Source organism: Deinococcus sedimenti, assembly GCF_014648135.1.
GTDB lineage: Bacteria > Deinococcota > Deinococci > Deinococcales > Deinococcaceae > Deinococcus > Deinococcus sedimenti.
The window spans coordinates 99,863-120,542 of sequence record NZ_BMQN01000005.1; the positions used below are offsets into that span (position 1 = coordinate 99,863).

At 69.8% G+C, this 20,680-nt stretch carries 20 protein-coding genes; 11 read left to right on the forward strand and 9 right to left on the reverse strand.

The features are described 5' to 3' along the window. Positions 1-20: 20 nt before the first annotated feature. On the forward strand, positions 21-4,013 hold the full coding sequence (gene dnaE, locus IEY69_RS12375; protein ID WP_189073464.1) for a DNA polymerase III subunit alpha: 3,993 nt from the start codon (positions 21-23) through the stop codon (positions 4,011-4,013). A 133-nt stretch (positions 4,014-4,146) separates the two neighbouring features. Then, the gene (locus tag IEY69_RS12380; RefSeq protein ID WP_189073465.1) at positions 4,147-4,497 is read left to right on the forward strand and encodes an endonuclease domain-containing protein; all 351 of its coding nucleotides are present in this window, start codon (positions 4,147-4,149) and stop codon (positions 4,495-4,497) included. Positions 4,498-4,553: 56 nt separating this feature from the next. Here the strand turns inward: IEY69_RS12380 and IEY69_RS12385 are convergent, their stop codons facing one another. Genes IEY69_RS12385 through IEY69_RS12395 form a run of 3 tightly spaced genes read right to left on the reverse strand, consistent with a single transcriptional unit; the run spans position 4,554 to position 6,887 of the window. After that, entirely contained in the window at positions 4,554-5,630 is a 1,077-nt protein-coding gene (locus tag IEY69_RS12385) for a PilT/PilU family type 4a pilus ATPase (RefSeq protein WP_189073466.1), read from the reverse strand. A 27-nt stretch (positions 5,631-5,657) separates the two neighbouring features. Beyond that, positions 5,658-6,281 (reverse strand): DinB family protein, encoded by a 624-nt coding sequence (locus tag IEY69_RS12390; RefSeq protein WP_189073467.1) that lies wholly within the window; start codon positions 6,279-6,281, stop codon positions 5,658-5,660. 48 nt (positions 6,282-6,329) lie between these two features. Next, positions 6,330-6,887, reverse strand: a complete 558-nt coding sequence (locus IEY69_RS12395) for a 5-formyltetrahydrofolate cyclo-ligase (protein WP_189073468.1) — start codon at positions 6,885-6,887, stop codon at positions 6,330-6,332. 125 nt (positions 6,888-7,012) lie between these two features. On the opposite strand from IEY69_RS12395, the gene IEY69_RS12400 reads away from it, so the two are divergent. Genes IEY69_RS12400 through IEY69_RS12425 form a run of 6 tightly spaced genes read left to right on the forward strand, consistent with a single transcriptional unit; the run spans position 7,013 to position 11,876 of the window. Beyond that, the gene (locus IEY69_RS12400) at positions 7,013-7,951 is read left to right on the forward strand and encodes a carbon-nitrogen hydrolase family protein (protein ID WP_189073469.1); all 939 of its coding nucleotides are present in this window, start codon (positions 7,013-7,015) and stop codon (positions 7,949-7,951) included. A 5-nt stretch (positions 7,952-7,956) separates the two neighbouring features. After that, positions 7,957-8,457 (forward strand): GNAT family N-acetyltransferase, encoded by a 501-nt coding sequence (locus IEY69_RS12405; protein WP_229783917.1) that lies wholly within the window; start codon positions 7,957-7,959, stop codon positions 8,455-8,457. Positions 8,458-8,465: 8 nt separating this feature from the next. Continuing rightward, positions 8,466-9,482, forward strand: coding sequence for a S66 family peptidase (locus IEY69_RS12410; RefSeq protein WP_229783919.1), 1,017 nt, complete (start codon positions 8,466-8,468; stop codon positions 9,480-9,482). Positions 9,483-9,496: 14 nt separating this feature from the next. Beyond that, positions 9,497-10,258: a metallophosphoesterase family protein gene (locus IEY69_RS12415; RefSeq protein WP_189073564.1), complete on the forward strand. Its 762-nt coding sequence runs from the start codon at positions 9,497-9,499 to the stop codon at positions 10,256-10,258. Between the two features lie 8 nt (positions 10,259-10,266). Further along, on the forward strand, positions 10,267-11,199 hold the full coding sequence (locus IEY69_RS12420; RefSeq protein ID WP_189073471.1) for a DNA polymerase III delta subunit-related protein: 933 nt from the start codon (positions 10,267-10,269) through the stop codon (positions 11,197-11,199). A gap of 32 nt (positions 11,200-11,231) precedes the next feature. Next, positions 11,232-11,876: an MBL fold metallo-hydrolase gene (locus tag IEY69_RS12425; protein ID WP_189073472.1), complete on the forward strand. Its 645-nt coding sequence runs from the start codon at positions 11,232-11,234 to the stop codon at positions 11,874-11,876. 48 nt (positions 11,877-11,924) lie between these two features. Here IEY69_RS12425 and IEY69_RS12430 read toward each other — a convergent pair whose 3' ends face one another. Continuing rightward, positions 11,925-13,259, reverse strand: coding sequence for a S8 family peptidase (locus IEY69_RS12430; RefSeq protein ID WP_189073473.1), 1,335 nt, complete (start codon positions 13,257-13,259; stop codon positions 11,925-11,927). A 225-nt stretch (positions 13,260-13,484) separates the two neighbouring features. Between IEY69_RS12430 and IEY69_RS12435 the strand changes: the two genes are divergently transcribed. Beyond that, the gene (locus IEY69_RS12435) at positions 13,485-14,159 is read left to right on the forward strand and encodes a DUF2270 domain-containing protein (RefSeq protein WP_189073565.1); all 675 of its coding nucleotides are present in this window, start codon (positions 13,485-13,487) and stop codon (positions 14,157-14,159) included. On the opposite strand, the gene IEY69_RS12440 is transcribed toward IEY69_RS12435, so the two are convergent. The 4 genes from IEY69_RS12440 to IEY69_RS12455 form a co-directional block, all read right to left on the reverse strand. Continuing rightward, on the reverse strand, positions 14,138-14,875 hold the full coding sequence (locus IEY69_RS12440; protein WP_229783920.1) for a CDP-alcohol phosphatidyltransferase family protein: 738 nt from the start codon (positions 14,873-14,875) through the stop codon (positions 14,138-14,140). The two genes, IEY69_RS12435 and IEY69_RS12440, sit on opposite strands and share 22 nt — an antisense overlap. An 86-nt stretch (positions 14,876-14,961) precedes the next feature. Then, positions 14,962-15,324: a hypothetical protein gene (locus IEY69_RS12445; RefSeq protein WP_189073474.1), complete on the reverse strand. Its 363-nt coding sequence runs from the start codon at positions 15,322-15,324 to the stop codon at positions 14,962-14,964. Further along, positions 15,321-16,232, reverse strand: coding sequence for a hypothetical protein (locus IEY69_RS12450; RefSeq protein WP_189073475.1), 912 nt, complete (start codon positions 16,230-16,232; stop codon positions 15,321-15,323). The genes IEY69_RS12445 and IEY69_RS12450 overlap by 4 nt, the downstream gene beginning before the upstream one ends. Positions 16,233-16,291: 59 nt before the next feature. Next, positions 16,292-16,993, reverse strand: coding sequence for a YqhA family protein (locus IEY69_RS12455; RefSeq protein WP_189073567.1), 702 nt, complete (start codon positions 16,991-16,993; stop codon positions 16,292-16,294). A gap of 81 nt (positions 16,994-17,074) precedes the next feature. Between IEY69_RS12455 and IEY69_RS12460 the strand changes: the two genes are divergently transcribed. Then, positions 17,075-17,860, forward strand: coding sequence for an APH(3') family aminoglycoside O-phosphotransferase (locus tag IEY69_RS12460; protein WP_189073476.1), 786 nt, complete (start codon positions 17,075-17,077; stop codon positions 17,858-17,860). A gap of 59 nt (positions 17,861-17,919) precedes the next feature. Here IEY69_RS12460 and IEY69_RS12465 read toward each other — a convergent pair whose 3' ends face one another. Further along, entirely contained in the window at positions 17,920-18,306 is a 387-nt protein-coding gene (locus IEY69_RS12465; protein ID WP_189073477.1) for a helix-turn-helix domain-containing protein, read from the reverse strand. A gap of 146 nt (positions 18,307-18,452) precedes the next feature. Between IEY69_RS12465 and IEY69_RS12470 the strand changes: the two genes are divergently transcribed. Further along, on the forward strand, positions 18,453-20,675 hold the full coding sequence (locus IEY69_RS12470) for an MMPL family transporter (protein WP_189073478.1): 2,223 nt from the start codon (positions 18,453-18,455) through the stop codon (positions 20,673-20,675). Positions 20,676-20,680: the final 5 nt, after the last annotated feature.

The following is a 20,680-nucleotide window of genomic DNA, read 5'->3' on the forward strand; positions in this document are numbered from 1 at the left end:
GCGGGCTCTATCCTGATTGGATGACCGCGCCTGCCGATTCCGCGAAGCCTCACATTCACGTTCCGGACGGCTCCTGCTGCACCCCCAAGAAGTTCGCGCACCTGCACCAGCACACGCAGTACTCGCTGCTGGACGGCGCGGCGAAACTCAAGGACCTCCTCAAGTGGGCCAAGGAGGTCACGCCGGAAGGGCAGACCCCGGCGCTGGCCATGACGGACCACGGGAACATGCACGGCGCGGTGCACTTCTACAACTACGCGACCGGGATGGGCGTCAAGCCGATCATCGGGTACGAGGCGTACGTCGTGCCGGGCGAGGGCACCCGCCGCGACCGGACGCGCGCGCAGGACGGCGAGAAGGGCATCTTTCACCTGACGCTGCTCGCCCGTGACTTCGAGGGGTACCAGAACCTCTGCCGCCTGAGTTCCCGCGGGTACACGGAAGGCTACTACTACAAGCCGCGTATCGATCACGAACTGCTGCGCGAGCACCACAAGGGCGTGGTTGCGTTCAGCGGGTGCCTGGGCAGCGAGGTGCAGCAGCTGCTCCTGCAGGGCCGCGAGGACGACGCGAAGAAACGCCTGCTGTGGTACCGCGAGCTGTTCGGCGAGAACTACTTCATCGAGATCCAGGATCACGGGCTGCCCGAGCAGAAGCGCAACAACCCCATCCTGCGGGCCTGGGCGCAGGAACTCGGGATCGGGATGGTCGCCACGAACGACGGTCACTACGTCAAGAAGAGCGACGCCACCGCGCACGAGACGCTGCTGGCCATCCAGACGAAGGCGACCCTGGCGGACGAGAACCGCTTCAAGTTCCCCTGCGACGAGTTCTACGTGAAGAACCTCGAGGAGATGCAGGCGTCCCTGCCGGTCAGCGAGTGGGGCGAGGAACCCTTCGACAACACCGCCCTGATCGCCGAGATGTGCAACGTGGACCTCCCGGTCGGCAAGAAACGCGTGTATCAGATGCCCGCCCTGCCCATCCCCGAAGGCCGCACCATGCCCGAGGAACTGCGCGTGCAGACGTACCGGGGCACCGTGAAACGCTACCCGGCGCACGCCACGGAAGCGCTGCTGCGCGACTACGCGACCCGCACCCTGACCGCGCTGGGCGCCGACGCGCAGAAGGTGCTGGACCGCGCCGGGAACTGCGACCCTCAGACCTGTGACCTAGAGACGCTATACACCCTGCTGGCCTTCGCGGGCAGCGAATGGGAGGCGCGCGGCAAGGCTGCCGGGGAGAAGTACACCAAGTACCCCGCGCTGGAACTCATGGAACAGGAGGGCGAGGCCGGGACACTCCCCGCCTACGCGCACGAGGACTGCCGCCGCGCCGGGCAGAAGGACAGCGACACCAGCATCGCCCTGGACGGCGAGCACGATGAGGAGACCACCCGCGCCCACCACCGGCACGCGCTGGTGATCCTGCGCCGCGCCGAGTACGAACTGAGCGTCATCAACAACATGGGCTTCCCCGACTACTTCCTGATCGTCGCGGACTACATCAACTGGGCCAAGGATCAGGACATCAGCGTCGGGCCGGGGCGTGGCTCGGGCGCAGGGTCGCTCGTGGCGTACGCGATGCGCATCACGAACCTCGACCCGCTGGAATTCGAGCTGCTGTTCGAGCGCTTCCTGAACCCCGACCGCATCTCCATGCCGGACTTCGACATCGACTTCAACGACGCGCGGCGCACGGAAGTCATCCAGTACGTGCAGGACAAGTACGGCGAGGACAAGGTCGCGCAGATCGCCACCTTCGGGACCATGGCGTCCAAGGCGTGCCTGAAGGACGTGGCGCGCGTCATGGGCCTCGAGTACGCCAAGGTCGACAAGGTGTCGAAGCTCATTCCGATCAAGTTCGGCAAGAGCTACAGCCTCGAGCAGGCGCGCGAGGCCGTGCCGGACATCCAGCAGATGCTGAACGAGGACGCCCAGCTGAAAGAAGCGTACGAGTTCGCGCAGAAACTCGAAGGACTGACCCGCCACGCCAGCGTCCACGCCGCCGGGGTCGTCATCGGCAAGACGCAACTGACCGACCTCGTACCCGTCATGCGCGACACCTCAGGCGCGGGCATGGTCTGCCAGTACGACATGAAAGCCGTCGAGGACATCGGCCTGATCAAGATGGACTTCCTGGGCCTGCGCACCCTGTCCTTCCTGGACGAAGCCAAACGCATCCTCAAGGAATCCGGCACCGACTTCGAGGAGAGGTACGGCACCTTCGACGACATTCCCTTCGACGACGCCCGCACCTACGAACTCCTCAGCCGCGGGGACACCAAGGGCGTCTTCCAGCTTGAAGGGGCCGGGATCGCCGACGCGTCCAGGCGCCTCAAACCGCGCCGCCTCGCGGACATCATCGCCCTGTCGGCGCTGTACCGCCCCGGCCCGATGGAGAACATCCCCACCTACGTCCGCCGCCACCACGGCCTCGAACAGGTGGACTACGTCCGCGACGGCTTCCCCAACAGCGCCCAGTACCTCGAAAAGATCCTCGCCGAAACGTACGGCATTCCCGTGTACCAGGAGCAGATCATGCAGATCGCCTCCGAAGTCGCCGGATTCAGCTTAGGTGGGGCCGACCTGCTGCGCCGCGCGATGGGCAAGAAGGACGCCGAGGAGATGAAACGCCAGCGGCAGATCTTCGTCGAGGGCGCAGGCGGCAACGGCGTCCCCAAGGACGAGGGGAACAAACTGTTCGACCTGCTCGACGCGTTCGCGAACTACGGCTTCAACAAAAGCCACTCCGCCGCGTACGGCGTCATCACGTACCAGACGGCGTGGCTCAAGGCGAACTACCCCGTGCAGTTCATGGCCGCCCTGCTGACCGTCGAACGCAAGGACAGCGACAAGGTCGCCGAGTACGTCAGCGACGCCCGCAAGATGGACGTCCACGTCCTCCCCCCCGACATCAACAAGTCCGCGCCCGACTTCGCGGTCGTCGGGCAGGACATCCTCTTCGGCCTGTACGCCATCAAGGGCCTCGGCGAGGGCGCCGTGCTGAAGATCCTCGAGGAACGCGAACGCGCCGGAGCCTTCAAGAGCCTCGCGGACTTCTGCTCCCGCCTGGGCAACAAGGTCTGCAACCGCAAAGCCATGGAAAGCCTCATCAAGAGCGGCGCGTTCGACCAGTTCGGCGACCGCCGCCAGCTCCTCGAGAGCCTCGAGGAATCCATGACCTGGGCACAGGGTGCCGCCGCACTCGCCAACAGCGGCATGGACGCCCTGTTCGGCGCGCAGGAAGTCGCCCCCGAACCCAAACTCAGGGCGGGCGTCACCCCCTACACCGACCTGGAACGCCTCAGCATCGAGAAAGAAGCCCTGGGTCTCTACATTTCCGGCCACCCTCTCGAACAGCACGAAGGGCTGCGCGAAGCCGCCAGCTGCCGCATCAGCGACCTCGACACGTGGTTCCAGACGCAGAACGTCGCCCCCGGCAAACGCATCAAGGCCGTCCTCGCGGGCATGATCGAAAGCGTCGTCAAGAAACCCACCAAATCCGGCGGCATGATGGCCCGCTTCATCCTCGCCGACGAATCAGGCCAGACCGAACTCGTCGCCTTCAGCCGCGCCTACGACCGCATCCAGGACAAACTCGTCAACGACACTCCCGCCCTCGTCATCGTCGAACTCGAATCGGAAGATGGCGGCCTGCGCGCCATCGCCGAGGAAGTCGTCAGCACCGAACAACTCGGCGAAGTTCCCAAAGTCATGTACGTCACCATCGACCTCGAGAACGCCACCCCCGACGCCCTCGGCGAATTCCAGAGCCTCCTCGACGAACACGCCGGCAGCATGCCCACCTACCTCCGCCTCGAGACCCCCGAACAGTTCGTCCTGTACCAACTCGACCACGGCATGGGCAGCCCAGACGCCATCCGCGTCCTGAACCACACCTTCCCCTGGGCCGACGCGTACCTCGCCTACGACCAGCAGACCATCCTCGGCCGCTTCGCCCCCAAACCACCCGCCTGGATGAACAAACAGAATGGGGGCATGCGGGCGTAAGCGCGAGCTGACCCCTCCGCTGCGCGGAGAACCCCTCAGTCAGCTGCGCTGCCAGCTCCCCTCACAGGGGAGCCTGTTTTTGCCTCCCCTTGAGGGGGTTCCCGCAGGGGGCGGAGGGGTTACGCTGCGGATCATGCGTGACCTGCATTCGCGCCGTCTGGTGCCGCGTGCGCGTGAGTTGCGTCGGGCCATGACGTCTGCGGAGCGGCGGTTGTGGTTCGACCTGCTGCGGGCGCATCCCGGGCGGTTTCTTCGGCAGGTGCCGCTGCTGGGGTTCATTCTGGATTTCTACGCGCCGTCCGCGAGGTTGTGCGTGGAGGTGGATGGCGGCAGTCATGACGGCGTGGAGGCTCAGGCGTATGACGCCGAGCGGTCGCGGGTGCTGGCTGGGGCGGGCATTCGGGTGCTGCGCGTGCAGAACGTGGAGGTCATACGGAACCTGCCGGGGGTGGCGGCCCTGATCGAGTTGTCGCTCCGGGCATAAAAAAGGCTCCCCTGTGAGGGGAGCTGTCAGCGCAGCTGACTGAGGGGTTTTCCCGCTTACGCGTATTTGGTGCGCATCATCATGATCTTGAGTTCGTGGGGGCTGGTGGCGCTTTGCAGGGCGTCGTCCTCGTGCATCAGGCCTTCCTGGACGAGGTGCGCGAGGTGCTGATCGAAGGTGTGCATGCCGCGCGAGCCGCCTTCCTGGAGGGCCTGTTTGATTTCTTCCATGCGTTCGGGGTCCTTGATGCATTCGCGGACGGTGGGGGTGCCGAGCATGATTTCGAGGCCGAGGACGCGGCCGCCGCCGACTTTGGGCAGGAGGCGCTGGCTGACGATGCCGACGATGCTTTCGCTGAGACCCTGGCGGATCTGGTCGCGTTCGTGCGGAGCGAAGAAGTCGATGATGCGGTTGACGCTGCGGATGGCGTCCTGGGTGTGCAGGGTGCTGAAGACGAGGTGTCCGGTCTGCGCGGCGCTCAGGGCGGCTTCGACGGTTTCCTTGTCGCGCATCTCGCCGATGAGGATGACGTCAGGGTCCTGGCGCATGCTGGCGCGCAGACCGTTGGCGAAGCTCATGGTGTCCAGGCCCAGTTCGCGCTGGCTGATCATGGCCATGCGGTCTTTGTGCAGCACCTCAATGGGGTCTTCGAGGGTGACGATGTTGACGGGCTGGGTGGCGTTGATGTGGTCCAGCAGGCTGGCGAGGGTGGTGGTCTTGCCGCTGCCGGTGGGGCCGGTGACGAGGATCAGGCCGCGTTCGTGCTGCGCGAGCTGTTCGAAGGTCTCGACAGGCAGGCCGAGCTGCTGGAAGCTGGGGATGGGTTTGTCCTCGATGACGCGCATGATCAGGCCGATGCTGCCGCGCTGCCAGTAGGCGTTGACGCGGAAGCGGGCGAGGCCGGAGATGCCGTACGCGAAGTCGGCTTCGCGGCGGTTGACGAAGTCGTCCCACATGGCGGGGGTCATCATCTCGCGGGTGAATGCCTCGACGTGTTCGTGGCCGAGTCGGGTTTCCCCGAAGCGTTTGATCTCGCCGTTGATGCGCCCGGCGGGGGCGCTGCCGGTGCGCAGGTGGATATCGCTGGCACCTTCGGTGACAATGGCGGTCAGTACGCTGTTCAGGACACTCATGGCGTCCTCAGGGTAGGTGGTGGGGTCTTACAGTTTCGTTGCGGCGGGCTGGTGTGGTCCTTCCGTGAGCCCACCTGCCTGGGGGGTGGGTGCCCCGCGCAGGCGGCGGCTCTCGAGGTCGGCGTGGTGGATCAGGTAGCGGAGCCACGCCTTGGCGGTCAGCGCGCCGAGGCTGTTGTGGTGGATGGTCAGGTCGTCGTTCGGGGGCTGGTTGTGGAGGCGGCGGGCGAGGTCGACGGTGGCGGCGCGGGTGCTGGTGATCAGCGCCTGAAGTTGCGGCAGGGTGGTGTCCTGGGGGGGGCGGTGGGTGTGGTAGGGCGCGGTGAGTTCGGGGTGTTTGCCGAGCGCGGCCCCGAGGCGGTACTGACCCCAGCGTTCGATGCCGATGATGTGCGCGAGGACTTCGCGGTTGGTGTGGGTGTCGGCGGCGCGCTGGGCGCGTCCGGTGAGGTGGGTGCCGCTGCTTTCGAGGCTGTGGGCCAGTTCGGTGTAGGAGCTGCGTCCGGCGGGGCGTTCCAGGACGCGGCTGACAACGGCGCCCTTGAGCTCGCGCTGGCGGGTGCGGGCGAGGTACGCGGCGCCGGCGGCCACGCCGACGGTGGCGACCGTGATCAGGGCGGGCACGGCGGGGCTGGTTCTTCGCTGGCTCATGCCGCATGGTACGCGCTTTGTGGGGGTGGGGTTCCGTCCGGTGGGGGGTCAGGGTGGGCAGGTCAGGACCTGGTCCGGCATCCCGATCAGGTGTACGTGCGAGTCGGCGGGGCAGGGGAGGGCCTCCCGGAGCATCAGGGGGTGCGCCAGGGTGTACTCGGGCAGGTCCAGCGGCAGGCCGCGTGCGCCCCAGCCGAAGCCCTTCCCGAGCCGCGCGCCGCGCGTGTCCACGGCGACGCACGCGAGGACTGCCCCCTGCGCGCCGTCGGGCGTCAGGGTGGGCTCGCCGTACTCCGGCAGGGTGCTCAGGCGCGCGCCGCGCGGGTCGGTGACGCGCCAGTACCAGCCGTCCTTCTTCTGATGGGGGACGTACAGCGTCTTCCCGGCCTTCAGCGCCTGCTGCCGCAGCGGGAGCAGCGCGCGTTCTGGCCCGACGATCAGGGTGTGCCGCGCCTCCAGATCGGGGTGCGCGAGGAGCTGCGCGGCGGCCTTCTTCGCGTGCGTGAAGTTCGGGCAGTGCCCGTGCGGCGGCAGCGGGTACGCGCAGGCCTGCCTGCCCATCAGGTCGTCCCACACGCTCTCCCGGACTGCGCCCGCCGTGGTCATGCCCGCACGCTAGCAGAGCGTGGGGAATGGAGGACGGCTGCTGGTGTTGTTCCCACAACCCATACCCTCCCCGATAGGTCATCTGGCGGCGGCGCGGCGTGGGCGCGGGGTCTACACTCGGGCGCATGAGTGATGGCGTGCGGGCAGAGGTGGTGCGGGTGGCAGCGGCGGCTTACCCGGTGGACTTCCTGGCGGACTGGGCCGCGTACGAGGCGAAGGTGTCGCGCTGGGTGGCGGACGCCGTGGCGCAGGGGGCGGGACTGCTGGTGTTCCCGGAGTACGCGCCGCTGGAACTGATCAGCCTGCTCCCGCAGGACCTGCACCATGACGTGCGGGGCATGCGCCCGGCGTTGCAGGCGTTCGTGCCGGAGTTCGTGGCGCTGCACGCCCGGCTGGCCCGCGAGTACGGGGTGGGCATCGTCGCCGGGAGTTACCCCGTGGCGCACGCCGGGGTGTTCGTGAACCGGGCGTTCGTGTTCGGCCCGGACGGTACGCAGGCGCATCAGGACAAGCTGCTGATGACCCGTTTCGAGGCCGAGGAGTGGGACATCGCGCCGGGCGAGGGCGCGGCGGTCTTCGACCTGCCCCTGCCGGGCGGGACGCTGCGTTTCGGGATCGCCATCTGCTACGACAGCGAGTTCCCCACCCTGGCGCGCGAACTGGCGGAGGCGGGCGCGGAACTGCTGGTCGTGCCGTCCTTCACCGGGAGCCGCGCGGGCTTCACGCGGGTGCGGGTGGGCAGCATGGCCCGCGCGCTGGAAAACCAGTGCTACGCGCTACACGCCCCGCTGATCGCGGACGCCCCCTGGACGTACGCCGTCGAGGACGCGCACGGGGCCGCGGGCGTGTACGCCCCGTCGGACAACGTCCTGCCCGAGGACGGCGTCGTGGCGCAGCTGGGCTGGAACGAGACGGGCTGGCTGGTCACGGACCTGGATCTGCGCCTGACCCGCAACGTGCGGGTGGACGGGCACGTCCTGAACTGGCGGGACCGCGTGGCGGGCGCGACTCGCCCGACGCCCGCGCAGGTCGTGAGTCTGGGCGGCGTCCCGGAGCACGCCTGAACGCCGTGCAGGTCCGCCGCCTGACGCCCGGGGACGCCCCGGCGTACCGCGTGGCGCGGCTGGCGGCATTGCAGACGGACCCGGCGGCGTTCCTGATGACTGCCCCGGAGTTCGCGGCACAGACTGAGGAGGCACTGGCGGCCCGCCTCGCGCCGGACGCGGCGGGCGTCACGCTGGGGGCCGTCGTGGATGGTCAACTGCTGGGCCTGCTGACTCTGATGCGCGAATCGGCCCCGCCGCTGGCGCACCGCGTGAACGTGTACGGCGTGTCCGTCGCCCCGCAGGCGCGCGGGCAGGGCCTCGGCGAGGCGCTCGTGCGGGCCGGGGTGACCCTGGCGTGCTCGTGGGCGGGCGTGACGTCCCTGCACCTCGCCGTCATGGACACGCAGGACGCCGCGCGGCGCCTGTACGAACGCTGCGGGTTCCGCGTGTGGGGCACCCAGCCGGACGCGGTGAGGCGGGATGGCCGCGTGCACGCCGAGCACTGGCTGGTGCTGGAGTGCTGACGGGCTTCGTGCGTCCGCCCCGGCTGGTTCCGGGGTCGCGGGTGGCGGCCCTGGGCCTCTCCAGCGGTTTCGTGACCGAGGTCATGAACCGGTACCGCGCCGGGGTGCGGCAGGTCGCGCAGGAATTCGGGTGGGAGGTCGTGGCCGCGCCGAACGCGCTGCGCGGCCCGGCGTTCCTGGCGGCGAACCCGCAGGCCCGCGCGGACGACCTGCACTGGGCGCTGGAGTCGCCGGATATTCACGGGATGGTGAGCATCATCGGCGGGGACGACAGCGTGCGCCTGCTGCCGTTCCTCCGCCCGGAGGTGATCCGCGCGCACCCGAAGGCGCTGCTGGGCTTCAGCGATACCACCGTGACTCTGACGCAGTTCGTGCGTGCCGGGGTCATGGCGTATCACGGCCCGGCACTGCTGACCGACCTCGCGGAGAACGGTGGGCTGCACCCCTTCGTGGTGCAGGGCGTGAGGCGCGCTCTGATCGATCCGCCCGCGCCGTTCGATCTGGCGCCCGCGCCGGAGTGGACGCAGGTCAGCCCGGACTGGCGGGACGAGGCCGCGCAGGAGACGCCGCGGACCTTCCAGCCCGGCGACGGCTGGGTGTGGCTGCAGGGCGACGCGCCCGCGCAGGGGCACCTGCTGGGCGGCTGCATCGAGGTGCTGGACATGTTCAGCGGCACGCCCGGCTGGCCGGACCCCACCCTGTGGCGCGGGGCAGTGCTGGCCCTGGAGACCAGCGAGGACGTCCCCCCGCCCCGGCAGGTGGGGTACTGGCTGCGGAACCTCGCCGCGCAGGGCATTCTGGGCGGTCTCGCGGGCCTGATGCTGGCCCGCCCGCGCGGGTACACGCCCGAGATGGTCGCGGACCTGTCCGCCTGGGTGCGCCGCGTCCTGCACGAGGCGGACCGCCGGGATCTGCCGGTCGTGGCGAACGTGGACTTCGGGCACACCAGTCCGCAGCTGACCCTGCCGCTGGGCGCGCCGGTGCGGCTGGACCCGCAGGCGGGACGCGTGACGGTCCTGCCCTGAGCGGGCGCGCTATCATCTCCGCTGTGCGGCTGCTGCTGCTGTCTGACATTCACGCGAACCACACCGCCCTGCAGGCGGTCCTGAGCGACGCCGCCGGGCGCCGCTACGATCAGGTCGTGCACCTCGGCGACGCGCTGGGGTACGGCCCGCACCCGCGCGAGGTGCTGGACGCCTTGCGGGAACTGGACGCCGTGTGCGTGCTCGGCAACCACGACGACATGCTCCTGCAGTACGCCGATGGCCGCAAGGCCGTGAAGGAATCCATCGTGAGCGCCGCCCTGACCTGGCAGCTGACCCGCCTGTCCGACCGCGACGTGGACTGGGTGCGGACCTGGCGGGACGGCATCGACGACCCGGACGTGGGGGCCCGCTACCGGCACGGCACGCCCGTCAGCCTGGATCACTACGCGGATTCCGTTCCGGCGGCCCGCGAGGCGTTCACGCAGTGGCAGGGCCGCCTGGGGTTCGTGGGGCACACGCACATCCCGGCCGTGTACGCCACGCTGAACTCCCCGGTGGGCGACTGGGTGAAGGTGCAGGCCTTCCCGGACGGCGGGAGTTACATGGTGGCCCCCAGCACCCGCGTGATCCTGAACCCCGGCAGCGTCGGGCAGCCGCGCGACGGGAACCCGAAGGCCAGTTACGCCATCTACGATTCCGCGCGCGGGTACTTCGAGGTGTTCCGCGTGGCGTACGACGTCGGGCGGGCGCAGGAGGCGGCGCTGGAGGCCGGGCTGCCGCAGGTGCTCGCCGCGCGGCTCGCGATCGGTAAGTGAACGCCGCCATGACGGCCGCTGACCTGCATGGGCCGCTGCTGGAACAGACCGGCGCCTTCCGCGGGAACGCGCTGCTGCTGACCGGCCCGGCCCGCGTCGGTAAGCTGGACGTGGCGCGCGCCGTGGCCGCGCAGCACAACTGTCAGGGCGCGCGGGGCATGTACGGCGAGGCGTGCGGGGCGTGCCCGTCGTGCCGGGCGCTGGCGGCGGGCGCGCACCCGGACCTGCTGCTCGTCGAGCCGCGCGCGACGACCACCACCGGCAAGGCCGCGCGCCGCAAGCTGATTCCCATCGGCGCGGTGCTGTCCGCCCGCGACAAGAGCCGCGAGTACGAGACGCACGTGTTCGAGTTCCTGGAGGTCCGCCCCACCTTCAGTCGGCGCGTCGTGATCGTGAACGGCGCCGAGCACCTGGGTCCCGAGGCCGCGAACGCCCTGCTGAAACTGGTGGAGGAACCCCCGCACGGGGCGCTGTTCGTGTTCCTCGCGGAGGACCTGCGGTCGGTGCTGCCCACCATCGTCAGCCGCAGCGCCCGCCTGACCGTCGCGCCCGCCAGCGACCCGGCGCTGGAACGCGCCCTGATGCGGGCCGGGCAGGCACCGGACCCGGAACTCGTGGCGTTCGCCGCGGGGCGCGCCGGGGTGCTGAACGATCCGGACACCGTGCGCGGGGCGTTGCAGGACGCGCGGGAACTCACGAACGCGCTGGGCGAGAGCCTGCTGGCCGCGCTGGAGGCCGCCGAGGCGCTGGAGAAACGCTTCGACCCGGCGTGGCATCCCGAGGCGCTGCGCTTCACGTGGCGGGACCAGCCGCCGCACGTCCGCGCGCGTGCGGATACCGCCCTGACCGCCGTGCAGGAGGCGCTGGAGGCGTACGCGAGTCCCAGCCTGAGCTTCCAGGTGTTCGCGCTGGCGCTGCGGGACGCGTTCGGGCACGCCTGAACCGGACGGTCCCCCGGCGTAGACTGCCGGGCATGAGTGCTCCTTTCACGCATGGCGCGCTGCGCCTCTGGTCGGTGCCGACCGGTCCCATTCAGGAGAACGCGGTCCTGATCGCCGGGGCTCAGCAGGAGGGGTTCCTGATCGACCCGGGCGACGACGCGGACCGCCTGCTGACGCTGGTGCGCGGGTCGGGCGTGACGGTGCGGGGCATCCTGCTCACGCACGCGCACTTCGATCACATCGGGGCGGTGCAGCCGCTGCGCGAGGCGCTGCAGGTGCCGGTGTGGCTGCACCCGGCGGACCTGCCGCTGTACCGGGCAGGCGCGCAGAGTGCGGCCCGCTGGAACCTCCCGTTCGTCCAGCCCGCCGATCCCGACCATGAGATCACGCCGGGGCAGGCGTTCACGGCGGGCGACCTGACCCTCACGGCGCGGTTCCTGCCGGGGCACGCGCCGGGTCACGTGGTGTTCACTGCGCCGGGCCTCGTGGTGGCGGGGGACACGCTGTTCCGGGGTGGGATCGGCCGCACGGACCTGCCGGGCGGGAACCACCAGCAGCTCCTGGCGGGCATCCGCGAGCAGCTGCTGACCCTGCCGGGCGACACGGTGGTGTACCCAGGTCACGGGCCGCGCACGACGGTCGCCACGGAAGCGCAGACGAACCCGTTCCTGCAATGAGAAGGGCGCCGCCCCCGTTCACCGGGGGCAGCGCTGATCTGGAAGAGGTTAGAAGCCGCTGACGTTCAGGCGGCCACCGGTGACGGTCTTGCCGCTGAGGCTGGGGGTGGGCGTGGCGCTGCTCAGGATCGCGGCGCGGATCTGCGCGGCGGTGGCGTTCGGGTTGAGGCTGGCGTACAGGGCGACGCCGCCCGTGACGTGCGGGGTGGCCATGCTGGTGCCGTTGTAGCTGCTGTACTTGTTGTACGGCACGCTGCTCATGATCGCCACGCCGGGCGCGCCGATGTCCACGCTGGTCTTCCCGTACTGGCTGAAGGAAGCCAGCGCGCCGGCCTTGTCGATGGCGGCCACGGCGATCACGGCGTCATACCCGGCGCCGGCGGTCGTGTCGTAGTTGCTGGGGTAGCTGGCGGTCACGTCGTTGTCGGTGCCGCTGTTGCCGGCGGCCGCGACGAACAGGATGTTCGCCTTGGCGGCGCGCACGACGGCCTCGTACATGGCCTGGCTGTAACCGCCGCCGCCCCAGCTGTTGTTCGTGGCGACGATGTTCAGCCCGTGGCGCGTCTTGAGGTCCGTGAAGTAGTCCACGGCCTTGATCGCGTCGGCGGTGTTCCCGCCGCGGCGGCCCAGGAACTTGCCGCTGATGAACGTCACGTTGTGGTTCACGCCGACCACGCCGCCGTCGTTCGCGGTGCCGCCGATCGTTCCGGCGACGTGCGTGCCGTGCGAGTCCAGGCTGCCGCGCGTACCGCCGTCGTAGACGCTGTTGTCGTTGTTCGCGAAGTCCCAGCCGCGCGTGTCGTCCACGTAGCCGTTGCCGTCGTTGTCGCGCCCGTCGGCCGGGTCGTAGGGGTTCAGCCAGGCGTTGTTCTTCAGGTCGGGGTGGTCGAACTGGTAGCCCTCGTCGATGATGCCCACGTACACGCTGTCACTGCCGGTCTTCCCGGCGGCCCAGGCGGTCTCGGCGCCCGAGCCGAAGTTGCCTTTCATGCCCCACAGGGTGCCGTCCGCGAAGTAATTGTCGGTCGGTGCGGCCTGGGTCTGGTAGGTCCAGTTGGGTTCCGCGAAGCGCACGAGGCCGCTGGCCTGCAGTTGCTGCGCCTTGGCCGTCACGCTCTGCCCGTCGGTGATCTGGGCGCGCAGCAGCGCGGCGCCGTTCACGGTGGCCAGGGTCTCGACGCTCTGCACGCCCAGCGCACTGAGGCTGGTCAGGGCCTGGCTGCTGAGGCCGCCCTTGAGCTGGACGAGCAGTTCGCCGTCCACGTAGGCGGGCGTGCTGGCCTGGGCGGCGTCGGGCGCGACCGCGACCTGGGGGGACGTCTGACCGCAGGCGGCCAGGAGGACGGAGAGGGTCAGCAGGCCAAACAGACGGGTACGGTTCATGCAACCTCCGGCGTGAGCAGGCGCGGGGCCGGTCACGGTGAGTGGGGCGTTGGAAAACGGTCTGGAAACCATAGGCTGATGTTCAGGTGGTCGTTTGTGAAGCGTATTTCATTGGGGACACACCCTCCCGGGGGGGGTGCGGGTGGGTGAGACAGAACCTGTGCGCTCAGACCGTTCAGACCGGAGGTGTCTGCCGGGTCGACCCGTGTAACAATGCAGGGCGTGATGCCAGGAACAGGTCTGGGGCCGGGCGCGCAGGCGGCGTCCGGGCTCACCGACGTCAGTTACAGCACGAACACTGCCAACGCCCTGATTCACCTGTACCGCGCCGAGGTCGGCAAGATGACCGCGTACCGGCAGCGGCTGGACATGACCACGAACTGGTCGGTGGTGACCACGGCGGGTCTGTCGTCCTTCGCGCTGGGGGACGTGAACAACAGCCACGCGACGTTCCTGTTCGCGATGTTCATGAACTACTTCTTCCTGCGCCTGGAAGCGCGGCGGTTCCGCACGTACGAGATCGCCCACCACCGCGTGCGGATCATGGAGCGTTTCTTCTACCCGGCGATGCTGGGCGACCGCGTGGACCCCGGCTGGCACCAGCTGCTCCTGGCTGAACTGGGCAAGCCGCGCAGCCCCATGAGCCGCGCGGACGCGCTGGGCTGGCGCCTGAACCGCAACTACCTGTGGATCTACGCCGCGGTGCTGGCCGCGTGGTTCGCGAAACTGGACCTCGCGCAGCCCAAGGGGTGGGTGCTGGAATTCCCGGCGGCGTTCTCCCTGGCGGACATCGGGAACTTTCCCGGCTGGCTGGTGTTCACGCTCGTGGGGGCCTTCTACGTGCACCTGATCGCCCTGGCCGCCCGTGCGGCGCGCACCTACCCGCTGGAAGAGGGCTGACCCGCCCCTGCCGTGACGACCGCGCGGACCTGAGCCTCGCGCCACACCTGCGCGCCCAGCAGTGCCAGCACCTGAACGCCCAGGCTGCGCGCGTACCAGTGCGGGCGCCCCGCGAGGACGCACGCGCCCAGCAGCAGGAACTGCGAGCTCAGGCCCAGGTTCGCGCTCAGGGCAGTCACGGGCAGCGGCGTGTAGGCCTGCCGCTCCTGCGGGGTGGGGGGGTGCGGGCGCGTCACGCGGCGCAGGCGGGCCTGGAACAGGGCGTCCAGCGCCCACTCCTGCGGGATGAAGTACGCGCCGTAGACGGCCTTCAGGGCCCGCAGCACCCCCGGGTGGTCCCCGCCCTGTGCGGCGTCCTCGCGGAACACCTCGCCCCGCGCGGCGCGGTACTCGCGTTCCCACACGAAATCCACGGTCAGGATCAGGCTCTGCAGCAGCGTGACCGGCACCCCGGCGTTCCCGAGGACCGCCACGTTCAGCGCGAGATTCACCAGCAGGTCCCCCTCGGTGTCCAGGTACCGGCCGGTCTCGGTGGTCTGCCCGGTCGCGCGGGCCAGCTGTCCGTCCAGACCGTCCAGCAGCGTCTTGACCTGCAGGAGCAGCGCGGGTCGCAGGCGTTCGCCGCGCCGGATGAGCAGCGCGGCGTACAGGCCCAGGGCGGTGTGGAGCAGCACCACGTGCTGCGGGTTGACGTTCCGCCGCGCCAGGGGCGGCACCAAGGTCTGGGCGGCCGGTCGGAACAGCCGTTCGCTCGCCCACTCGCGCGCCGGACGGGCCTTGCGCGTGCGGGCGAGCCCGGACTCTATCGGCGGCCCCCGTACTTGGGTGCGCCCTTGCGAACACCGGCGTAGCGGTTGCGTTCCTTGCGGCGCTGCGCGCTGCTGCCCTGCGCGGCCTTGCCGGGCACGGCCGCGGCCGGGGCGCGCCGGGGCGCGAAGGTGTCCATCGTCAGGAAGCGCGCGGCGGGAATGTACAGCAACAGCACGAACAGCAGGCTGCCCCACCAGGTGTTCAGGGTGTCCTTCAGCGGCGTCAGTTGCAGCAGCCCACTCAGGAGCGTGGCGACCAGCGCGAACAGCATGACCCGCGCCGTGAGTTTCAGCATCTTGCCCGCCGTGAAGCCCGGCGCGGGGTCCGGGGTGGTCAGCCAGCGCCAGAGGTTCACGCGCCGCTCTCCCCGGTCGGTTCGGCCTCAGTCGGCCCGGCTGTGGCGGAGCGGGCCGCGCCGCCCAGCGTCACGCGGTCCCGGAACGCCGCGAGTTCCGGGAAGTCCGTCTGTCCGTCCGCGCTGAGCAGCAGCGTCGGCTTGTGCTGCCGCTCCGCGAGGCGACCCAGTGCGGTCGCGGTCGAACCGTCCCGCGCGCCGCTCACGAAGAGGAAGCCCTTCACGGCGCCCTTGCCACCCAGCATGGATACCGCGCCGAACAGCTCGCGGTCCCCGGGGGTCGCGCGGGGCTGCTCCAGGCGCTCGGCGCGTTTCAGGACGTCCGCGACCGGCAGCTCGTGACTGAACACGGCGTGCAGGCCCAGGTCATCCAGCGCCGCGCGCAGCGGCCCCTGCACCAGCGGTTCGCTCAGCAGGGCGCGCGGGCCGATCACGGCGACCGTCACGCGGCTCGCGCGGGTCAGGGCCGGCTGCGAGGCGCGCGGATCCTGCGCCATGGGGCGCACCTTCTCCAGCGCCAGCCGCACCCGACCGGCGTTCTGCGACACGCGCAGGCCCAGTTCAGTCGCCGCGCCTTCCAGGCCATCGGGGCCGTCGGGCACGCTGATCAGGGTGGGCAGGCCGCTGATGCGCCGCGCGAGCAGGTCCGGCAGCGCCTCGCTCCACGCGTCGCCGCTCACGGCGGGCCACTGCGGGAGCAGCACGGCGTCCAGGCGGCCCATCGACAGGATGCGCCCCAGCGTCAGCTGCACGCTCAGCGGTTCGTTCGGGAGGCTCTCGCGGCCCAGCGCCAGCGCCTCCGCGTCGTCCAGGGCGGGAAGAACCGGCTCGGAGCCCAGTTCCTTCAGGAACGCCGACCAGTAGCCCGGCAGGCGCGCGGCGTGAGTTTCAAGCAGACCAACCCTCATTCTGAACAGTGTACGCGTGCGCGGCGGGGTCAGGTGTCCGCCCGCCGGGAAGGCTGCGCTCAGCCGCTCCCCTCCTGCGCGTCCACCTTGCCCTCCTGCTTGGCCTGCGTGGCCTGCTCGGCGACCTCGACCTCGTGATCGTCGATGTGGCGCTGCTCGGTGTGGTTCTCGAACAGTTCCTGCCGGGCGCGCACCTTCGACTGCGGCTGCCCCAGGTCCGAGCCGCTGCCCCGGTGCACCCGCTGGAAGAACACCAGTGCGCCCCCCGCCAGCGCCAGCGCGCCCGCGAAGTACAGGGTGTCCAGCGGTTTCTCCCAGCGCACGAAATGCTCCAGGAACGTCACGCCTAGAATCACGATGATCACCGACACGACCTTCTGCTCCAGGTCCGCGAGACTCTCGACACCCAGCGCGGACGTCAGGTTCAGCGGCGTGATGAACAGCGAGTACAGGCCCACCCCGATCAGGTAGAACACCACCGCCTTGAGCATGGTGCTCACGATCTCCAGGAACTCCACGGCGATGTTGCCCTCCTGACTGGCGATGCCCTGCGTGAACGTGTCCCGCCAGGAATCGTAGATGGTGTGCAGCGCCAGCAGCGTGCCCTGCAGGAACAGGCTGAACGACACGAGGAGCACGGCGATCACCGCGATCAGCACCACGAACCGCGTGCGGCCGATGATCTCGCTGAACCACTCGCGTTTGGACGGTTCGGGATTCGGGGAGCGCGGGGCGGGGGAGGAGCGGGTCACGCCCTCCATCATGGCGTTCCCCCGGCGCGGGCCGTGCGGGCCGGGCTTCACGCTTGCCTGAACGTCCGCCGCGCTGCCAGACTGCCCGGCGTGACTGCCGCGCCTGACCGCCCCACTCTCCCTGAATCCCTGAAACGCGTGCTGCCCGCCGCCCGCTGGGAACGCGTGAGCGGCGGCCAGAGCGGCGCGCAGGTCTGGACATCCACCCGCTACGTGCTGAAGGTGCAGCCCCGCACCCCGCACGCCGCGAGCACCCTGCAGCAGGAACGCGAGCGGCTCCGCTGGCTGGCCGGGCGCATCCCCGCCCCGCAGGTCGTGGCCTTCGAGACCGAGGGAGACCGGGACTTCCTGGCCATGACCCGCCTGACTGGCATTCCCATGAGCCACCCCGACGCCCGGCTGCACCCCGAACGGGTCGTGAACCTCCTGGCGCGTGCGCTGCGGGAACTACATGCCCTGCCCATCCGTGACTGCCCGTTCCGGCAGACGCTGGACGTCACCCTGCCCCTGGCCCGCGAACGCGTGCAGGCCGGACTGATCGACGGCAGCGACTTCGACGACGACCACGCCGGACGCAGCGCCGTGCACGTCTTCAACGAACTGGCCCGCACCCGCCCCGCCCGGGACGACCTCGTGGTCGCGCACGGCGACGCCACGTTGGACAACATCATCCTGAACGGCGAGTACGTGGAAGGCCTGATCGACGTGGGCCGCCTCGGCATCGCCGACCGGCACGCCGACCTGGCGCTGGCCCACCGCAGCGTCCGCAGTGAGCTGGGCGAACGCTACGCCGGGATGTTCCTCGATCTGTACGGCCGCGCCCTCGTGGACGACACGAAACTCGCTTACTACCGCCTGCACGACGAACTGTTCTGAATGGGTTGTGGGCTGTGGGGTGTGGGAGAAGATCGAATCCCACAGCCCACTCCCTGCCCTTACGCCTTGACCCAGCTGCGGAGGTAGTCGGCGACGAGTTCGCTGACGTTCACGCCGTCGCGGGTGGCCTTCTCGATCTGGGCGGCCTTCTCCTCGCGGGTGATGGGGAGCCAGAGGGCCACGTACTCCTGGCCGCCTTCCTGCTTGAATTCCCCGCCCAGTTCATCGCGCTGCACGAATCCGGTCTTCTCCATGTCTTCCTCCCCGGCCTGCATCAGCCAGTGGGTCACGCGGGCTTTCAGGAAACGCCACTCCCGGCCGACCTTGCGGCCCGGGATCTCACCGCTGCGCACCAGGGTGTACGCGGTGGTTTCGCTCACCTTCAGATAGGCGGCCAGTTCCTCCAGGGTCAGGACCTCGTCCGTGGGGGTCGTTACTTCGTTCATTCCGGCACCTCCTCTCAGGTGAGGTTATCTTGCGCTATCTGATGCTTAGTGTCAATAGATGGTGCAAGATGGCATCAGCTGATACTGAATGCGCTTCGTCGCATGCCCCCCGGTCTGCCCGGCCCACCCGTGCTCTACTCGGGCTCATGCGCACCCTCGGCCGACTCGTCTCCCGGCACCCCTGGGCGGTGCTGCTCGCGTGGCTGCTCGCCGCCGCCCTCAGCCTCCCCTTCGCTGCCCGCGCCCCCGCCGCCCTGACCGCCGACCCCGCCGGAGGCCTGACCGGGTCCGAAGCCACCCGCGTCACCGACCTCCTGCGCGACCGCTTCGGGGAACGCGACACGAACACCGTCGTCCTCGTCACCCGCAGCACCCCACCCCTGGGCACCCGCGAGGGCGACGCCACCTACCAGCGCTTCCTGGACGGCCTGGAAGACGTGCCCGGCGTCACCCGCGTCACCCCCGCGCAGGGCGGCGGCCCCTACCGCACCCGCTCGGCGGACGGCACCCTGGCCCTGACCCTCGCGCAGATCCCACTGCTCGACGGCGCGAGCGACACCCTGCGCCGCGTGCGTGCCTACACCGACCGCGCCGAGAGCGCCGCGCTGGACATCCGCGTCACCGGCGGGCAGGCCATTGCCGACGACTTCACCCACTTCGCCGAGAGCGACACCAAACGCAGCGAACTCGTCGCCCTGCCCCTGATCGGCGCGCTGCTGCTCGTCGTGTTCGGCGCGCTCGTCGCCACCGGCCTCCCATTGGCCGTCGGGATGCTCAGCATCAGCGTCGCCATGGCCGCCCTGTACGGCCTGACGCACGTCATGGACGTCAGCACCTTCGCGCAGAGCGTCATCACCATGCTCGGCCTGGGCGCCGGGATCGACTACGCCCTGCTGATGGTCAACCGCTTCCGCGAGGAACTGAACCGCACGCCCGACCCGCGCCTCGCCGCCGAACGCACCGTCCACACCGCCGGGCGCAGCGTCACCTTCAGTGGCTTGACCGTCGCCATCGCCATGGCAGGCCTGATCCTCCCCCCGATCGCGTTCGTGCGGTCCATCGGCATCGGCGGGGTGCTGGCCGTGCTGCTGACCGTCCTCGCCAGCCTCACCGCCCTCCCAGCCCTGCTGGCGCTGCTGGGCGACCGCGTGAACCACCCGCGCTTCACCCGCCTGAACTGGGCGCAGAGCGGCGCCGCGTCCGGCGGGTGGACCACCTTCGCGCGGCGCGTCACCGCCCGCCCCTGGCTCGCCGTGCTGAGCAGCACCGCCTTCCTGCTGCTGCTCGCCTCGCCCGCCCTGAACATCCGCACCGGGTACGCCGGCGCGTGGGGCCTCACGCCCGGCGTGGAAAGCCGCGACACCCTGAAAGATGTCGAGGCGCTCGGTGCCGGCGGCCTCCTCAGCCAGTTCGAGGTGATCCTCGACCTGAAAGGCCAGCGCTACACCCCGCAGGACCGCGCGAAGTTCCAGGCGCTCGTGACGGACCTGCGCGCCCTGCCCGGCGTGAAGGGCGTCCTCAGCCCCTTCCTGACCCCCAGCGACCTGGCGGGCACGAGTGCCAGCAGCACCGACCAGCTCGCCGCGCTCAGCGCCCTGACCACCCGCTCGTTCAGCCGCGACCGCACCCTGCTGCGCGTCACCGTCATCCCCGACCGGACCCTCCCGGCCCGCGAGATTCCCGCCTTCGAGCGGCAGATCCGGGGCACCATTGAGGCCAGCGGCTACGCCTACTTGCTCGGCGGCGCCCCGGTCGGCGGCGAGGAATTCAGCCGCGCCATCACCGACTCCCTGCCCACCGTCGTCCTGGCCGTGTTTGCGGGCACGTTCCTGCTGCTGATGGTCGCGTTCCGCAGCCTCCTGATCCCCCTCAAGAGCATCCTCATGAACGCCCTGACCGTCGGCGCCGCCATCGGCCTCGTCACCCTGATCGTGCAGGAAGGCGTCCTGGCCGCGCCCCTCGGCATTCCCGGCGACGTCGGCGTGCTCGACGCCAGCCTGCCGGTGCTCCTGTTCGCCGTGATGTTCGGCCTCAGCATGGACTACGAGATCTTCCTGCTGTCCCGCGTGCAGGAGGAATACCTCGCCGGACACCCCAACGACGAAGCCGTCGTCCTCGCCGTCGGCCACACCGCCCGCATCATCACCAGCGCGGCCATCATCATGTTCATCGTCTTTTCCGCCTTCATCTTCGGACGCGTCGTCGCCAGCAAAAGCATCGGCCTGGGCCTCGCCATCGCCGTCGCCCTCGACGCCACCCTCGTCCGCCTCGTCCTCGTCCCCGCCTTCCTCAAACTGGCCGGAAAGTGGAACTGGTGGCTGCCCGCGTGGCTCGACAAGCGCCTGCCGCACATCCGCCTCGAACACTGAACGGG